5 protein-coding genes are annotated in these 6,134 nt (G+C 36.3%); 3 read left to right on the top strand and 2 right to left on the bottom strand.

All coding sequences use genetic code 11. From position 1 onward, the window contains the following. The first annotated feature begins 201 nt into the window (after positions 1–201). Together G7B20_RS18320 and G7B20_RS18315 are read left to right on the top strand one after the other, a co-directional pair. A complete protein-coding gene (locus tag G7B20_RS18320) occupies positions 202–1,155 on the top strand; it encodes a TIGR01212 family radical SAM protein (protein WP_164112870.1) in 954 nt (317 codons plus the stop codon). 360 nt (positions 1,156–1,515) lie between these two features. Then, positions 1,516–3,069: a gliding motility-associated C-terminal domain-containing protein gene (locus G7B20_RS18315; protein ID WP_164112869.1), complete on the top strand. Its 1,554-nt coding sequence runs from the start codon at positions 1,516–1,518 to the stop codon at positions 3,067–3,069. Between the two features lie 29 nt (positions 3,070–3,098). Here the strand turns inward: G7B20_RS18315 and G7B20_RS18310 are convergent, their stop codons facing one another. Both G7B20_RS18310 and G7B20_RS18305 read right to left on the bottom strand, forming a co-directional pair. Continuing rightward, positions 3,099–3,566 carry a nucleoside triphosphate pyrophosphohydrolase family protein gene (locus tag G7B20_RS18310; RefSeq protein ID WP_164112868.1) on the bottom strand — a complete coding sequence of 156 codons (468 nt, stop codon included), beginning with the start codon at positions 3,564–3,566 and terminating at the stop codon, positions 3,099–3,101. Between the two features lie 97 nt (positions 3,567–3,663). Continuing rightward, on the bottom strand, positions 3,664–5,007 hold the full coding sequence (locus G7B20_RS18305) for a pseudouridine synthase (RefSeq protein WP_164112867.1): 1,344 nt from the start codon (positions 5,005–5,007) through the stop codon (positions 3,664–3,666). Between the two features lie 398 nt (positions 5,008–5,405). Between G7B20_RS18305 and G7B20_RS18300 the strand changes: the two genes are divergently transcribed. Beyond that, positions 5,406–6,005, top strand: a complete 600-nt coding sequence (locus tag G7B20_RS18300; RefSeq protein ID WP_240452888.1) for a lytic transglycosylase domain-containing protein — start codon at positions 5,406–5,408, stop codon at positions 6,003–6,005. Positions 6,006–6,134: the final 129 nt, after the last annotated feature.

Raw genomic sequence — 6,134 nt, 5'->3', positions numbered from 1 at the left:
AACAGAGAAGTCAAGCCCGCCAGAGCCGATGGTATTGCCGTAACAGGTGGGAGAGTAGGTCGGTGCCTTTTTTTACACGAAGCCCCTTCAGGAAACTGATGGGGCTTTTTTGTTGTTGTAAAGTTGTATATGTTCCCATTAAAACCAAATATCCCAGATTAGCCTAAAATATGCTATCTAATCTCTATCTTTGCAACTACAATGGGTACATTACTAGACAACGGCGTAAAGCCATATAATCATTATGGAGCATACTTGAAAGAGAAGTATAGTGGACAGCGGGTATTTAAAGTTATAGTTGATGGAAATTTTACCTGTCCAAATCGAGATGGTAGTAAGGGATATGGAGGCTGTACATACTGTAATGTAGATTCATTTACACCGGATACTGCTAGGAAAATTCCAAGTATTAAAGAACAGGTGGAAAATGGGATTAATCGTGCAAGAAATAGCTATGGAGCAGAGAAGTTCATTATCTATTTCCAACCTAATACAAACACCTATGCTCCAACTCATCTTCTTAAAATGATGTATGACGAGGCACTTAGTATTGATCCAGAGAATACCGTCGGGTTGTCTGTCGGCACCCGACCGGATTGTTTAGATTTTGAAAAGATAGCTTTACTAGAGTCTTATACAGACAGACTTGATGTTGATTTAGAAATGGGAATGGAATCTATCTATAATGAGACTTTAGATCTTATTAATAGGGGATGTTCACACGAAGAGTTTTTAAGTACAATGAAGCTACTTGAAGGAACTAAGTTAGAGCTCTGTGTACATACCATATTTGGTTTTCCTTGGGAGAGTGAAGAGATGATGTTAAAGTATGCTGATGAAATCAATAAGCATCCGCATATTAAGTTTGTTAAACTACATCATTTGCATATTGTCGAAGGCTCCATTATGGGAGTGAAATACAAAAGAGACCCTTTCAAACTTTTTAGTATTGAGGAATATACTGAATTTTTAGCGAAGTTCATTCCATTGTTAAGGCCAGATATTATAATACAGCGCGTTTTCGGTATTGCAGATAAGGAACTTTTAATAGCTCCTAATTGGAATTTTCCTAAGTCGAAGATACAGACTTATATCGATAAAGGATTGGAAAGTCGTGGTGTAAAACAAGGTGAAAAGTATTTAAGTTTAGCTTAAGTGTTTTTAAATGTGTAGGTCAATATCTAAGCTGTAGTAACAAATTAATGTGACCGCTTTATAAGTGTCACGTAATATTTTTTCTATTCTTTATAGTTTTCTGCTTTTTATTTTCTTTCTTTGTGTATACTTATGAAAAACGAGAAGGTTATCCCTCTTGGGATAAACATTCTTAATATCTGATTTTGGTCGTTCATGTATTAGTTTTTGGACTGTCTACTGTTGTAATTCGAATAATATTATTTGAGCACACGGATTTTTACGGTCGTTTAATTCTAATTTGCTAGACGAGCACTTCAGGTGTTTAAACATTGGTATGTGATGATTAAATAATTGTTCATCGTAAAAGCATATCGAATTATGAAGTGGTTATTTTTGTTTGTGCTGACGATTGGGGCGTCACTCAACACTTACTCTCAGGTTCAGATTACGAAGACCGTGATCTTAGATCAAGTTCAGACGATTGGCAAGGATGAGTCGCTGGTTATTGCCGCAGATACATTAATATTTGGACACAATGCTGATCTTTATATCGAGGGTGTTTTGGAAATACAATCTCCTTATATTCTGCTGGATCCTGGTGCGCAGATGAAAGGCTTTGGTACAATTCGGATTGTATCGCCAAGTTTAATGAAAGATGCACGCTTTACAGAGAATACGCCTACGGTGGTTAACGGAAATGGGAATCTCAACATTAAGGTCGATATTGAACTTAGTAATCAGGCAAATTTGCTTTTGGATAAATTGAAACATCCGTTTATAAAAGGTGAAGATTTAAGGCCTGGTATCTTTGTTGTTAATTCAAAGTTCAGTCTTATGGACGACGGCGTTTGTATTGAGCTGAGGGGGAATCGCTTTACACTCGGACTGAATGGTGTTTTAGATAATGCTTCGCCAAGGAGAATGGTAATCTCTAATGGTAATATCAATTCTTTATTCTCAAAAAATATGCACGCAAATTCTGTTTTTGAGTTTCCTATCGGTTTGGTAGAGGGGGATTATAGTCCTGTTATCGCTAAACCCGAGAAGAATGTTGAACTTTTTGTAAGTGTAATGAAGCATTCGTTGGAGAATGGAGTTTTGTCTTTTGTTAAAAAGGAGGGAGGAATTGACAGGATTTGGGGCGTGCATGCTGATAATAGTGTACGTACAACCTATACCTTTGAACATAATGAAAAGGACGAATCCGGATTGCTTAAAAGTTCTGGTATGGAGATTTTTCAATATTCTGATGCTCATGAATGGAGATTGACCACGACCAATTATTTAGAGAATAGAAGACATAGTACAAAAAATTTGGCTAACATGTTTACTAATGCTCCTGTGAATTATTTTTCTAAATTCGGAATTAAGAGAGCTACACCTCAAAGCAAGGATGATCGTGTGACCATGAAGGAAGGACAAAGTATTGTAATTCCTGTCTTGTCGAATGATAAAGAAGGAGATGGTAAGTTCGTGATGGAAAATGCTAAGATTGTAGAGGGCGCTTTGAATGGGTTTGCCGAGTTCTTACCGTCTGGTGAGGTTCGATATAAGCCAGTTAATAAATTCATTGGTTCGGATTCGCTAATTTATGAAGTTGTTGATGAATTCGGTTTAACCTCTCGAAGTACTGTTTTCATTACCGTAGATGGAGAAGGTTTCAACGAGGGCTTATTTGTTATGAGCAATGTACTGACACCGAATGGAGATGGCTACAATGATCAATTGATATTCGTGAATCAAGGGGAGATTTTACAACTGGAATTGACTATTGTTAATCGTTGGGGGGATCGTCTTTATGAAAGTAAAGCTTATAATAACACTTGGGACGGGGTAGGGCTTAGTGGGGGGACATATTATTATATTATAAAGGGTCGACAGCAAGATGGAAATATTATACACCAAAAGGGCTGGATATTATTAAATAAATAAAACTAAAGCGATCAATGATCGCTTTAGTTTTATTGTTCTATAATGGACTTAAGGTCTGCAGGGGAGTAATTTACGGACTTAAGGGTTTTATGATCTCCATTTCTGAATACCAAAAATTTACCGTCTACTTCTTTGTAATAAGAATCTACTCCTTTTGCTTTGTAGTGTGCTTGTGTCGCAATAGCTTCATCTTCACTTTTGCAAGCCTTACTCATGTTGGAGCGTTGTACCTCTTCAAATAGCGCACTGAATTTGTCTTTCAGACCAAATTCTAATATTGCACCAGATAATACGTATTGTATGTCGCATAGGGCATCCGCAATCTCAACGATGTTATTATCTTGTATAGCTTCCTCAAGTTCTTTTAATTCTTCTTCAATTAGAGAAACCCTTAATTTGCATCTGCTTTCTGAAGGAATTTGAGGTGTCTCAAGAATAGGATGCTGGAAAGTTTGGTGAAATTCAGCAACGGAAGTGAGTGTTTTAGGGTCTGTCATAGCTCTTCTTTAATTAATCAATAAAAATACGAATCTTTACGTGAATTTTATGTGGTCTGGAAAAAACTAAAGTCTCGACATTGTCGAGACTTTAGTTTTATTTTATCAGATGTTTCAACTGAATGAGTTCTTTTTCTTCAAGATACCTCCAACGCCCTCTAGGTAAGTCTTTCTTTGTTAGACTAGCGTATACAACCCGATCGAGTTTTATAACTTCATATCCTAAGGATTCAAAAATGCGACGTACAATCCTGTTTTTTCCCGAATGGATTTGTATACCAACTTCACGTTTTGAAGCTCCTTGTACATAACTCAAATCATCTGGCTTGATAAAGCCGTCCTCAAGTTCTAGACCAAACTCTATTTTATTAAAGTCACCCTGGGTAAGACTTTTATTTAACTCAACCTGATAGATTTTGGTAATGTTGTTCTTTGGATGGGATAGTTTGTCAGCAAGGTTACCATCATTTGTCATTAGTAATAACCCGGTGGTATTTCTATCTAACCGACCTACAGGATATATTCTTTCTTTAGTAGCCTTTGAAACAAGCTCCATGACAGTACGACGCTCTTGTGGATCATCTGTGGTAGTAATATAATCTTTTGGTTTGTTTAATAAGACGTAAACCATTTTTTCGCGTTTCAATCGTTCGTTATTATAACGGATTTCGTCTTTAGCAGGATCTACTTTTGTGCCTAATTCGGTTACCGCTTCACCATTCACAGAAATTACGCCTGCACTAATCAATTCATCAGCTTTTCTTCTTGAACATATTCCAGAGTTCGAAATGTACCGATTAAGTCGAATTAAGCCATCGTCCTCAACCTCGTGATTTGCAGGTTTATGAGCAGGCCTAAATTTATGTTTATCCGAATACTTGAAGTCATTGTTTTCCTTCTGTTCTTTATATTCGTCACTAAATATACGTTTTCTGCCTTTTTTGAAATTTCTGTTGTCTCTTGATTCGCCATCCTTAGATCGGTCAAAAGCAGCAGAACTTGATTTTGAGAATTTTGAGTGTTTGCCAGTAGACCTTTTCTCTTCAAATCTGTCTTTAGAGAAGGATGATTTATTATTAGACCTGTCATTGTCTGAACTTTTTCTAGCGAAGGAACTTTTGTTGAAAGACTTTCCTTCTTCGGATCCACTTCTTGAGAAGGAACTTCTGTTAAAAGACTTTCCTTCTTCGGATCTACCTTTTGTGAATGAACCTTTGCTAAAAGATCTCCCTTCTTCGAATTTGCTTTTGCCAAAACTGGATTTTCCAAATGATGTTTTTTCTTCTTTGTTGTCTTTAGAAAAAGATGGTTTACCGAAGCTCTCACCTCTAGGATTCGTGCTTTTTCTTCCAAAACTACCTTTGGATTTGAAGTTTTCTGAGTTGCTTCTTTGTTTTCTGGAGTTGTCATCTCGACTGTTCCGTTGATTTTTGAATGGCATAATTTTTAAATAAAAATAGAGGTACAAAGGTACTCAAAATAATGTAATTATGGATTTTTTTTTGCTTTCTATTTTCTTTGTTTAAGTGGCGTTAAGAGGTTGTTTTTAGATATTCATATTATAGCTAGATTTATAAGTGTTTGTTTTTTAATGTAATAGTTTATACCTTTGACCCTTCATAAATGGACCAAGCTATCTTTTGATCGACAGTTGTCGTGGATAGGGTAGCATTAAGGGAGTGAATGATTAGAAAAAAAGTATTATGTATTAGTGCAATTTTTTCGATAATGGTTTTATCGAGATTGTATTCAAATCCGCAACTGGATTCTTTTGAAAATCCGTTCAAAAAATTGATGTTAGAGCACGCTGAAAGGTTGAAGGAAGAAAAAGTAAGCTCAATGTCAAATTCAAATGAGGATTATGTTAATTCTCTCACTTTCGCAAACGAAAGTATTCCTACGGAGCTCACAACCGTCAAGCAGAAACTTGGTAAATATCTTTCCAAGTTTTCCTTTAAAAGACAACAGTCTTATCAAATGCACAAAAAAGCCGATAAGTATCTTCCGCAAATTGCATCCATCCTTAAATCTTATGGAATACCTGAGGATTTTAAGTACATTCCACTGGTAGAAAGTGGACTTGATGCACGAGTTACATCACACAAGGGTGCTGGTGGATACTGGCAATTTATGCCTGCTACAGCGAGGTTGTATGGCTTACGTGTTAATGGTAAGGTAGATGAGCGTGTTGATTTTCTAAAGTCTACACATGCAGCTGCTCGTTATCTGAAGTCACTTTACGAAGAATTTGGAGATTGGACGCTAGTAGCAGCAGCGTATAACGTTGGCGGTGGGAGTTTAAAGGCTTCTATGCGTAGACAAAAGGAAGATAATTATTTTAAACTACGTCTAAACTCAGAGACCGCTTCTTACGTATACAAACTTGTTTCCGTGAAAGCGGTTATTGAAAATCCTGGAAAGCACGGGTATCGAATCTAAAATAGATCTATTAACAGACTAAAAATCAAGAGACATATATCGTATATGTCTCTTTTTTTTGCTTGATATTTAAAAAAGAAAGAAAGTGACGAAAATCACTTTTATTATAGCTGTGTATCATTGGAATGT

This window comes from Sphingobacterium sp. xlx-96, assembly GCF_011007365.1.
Taxonomy (GTDB): Bacteria; Bacteroidota; Bacteroidia; order Sphingobacteriales; family Sphingobacteriaceae; genus Sphingobacterium; species Sphingobacterium luzhongxinii.
The sequence above is the reverse complement of the archived record's forward strand: the minus strand, read 5'-3'. Positions and strand labels throughout refer to the sequence as shown.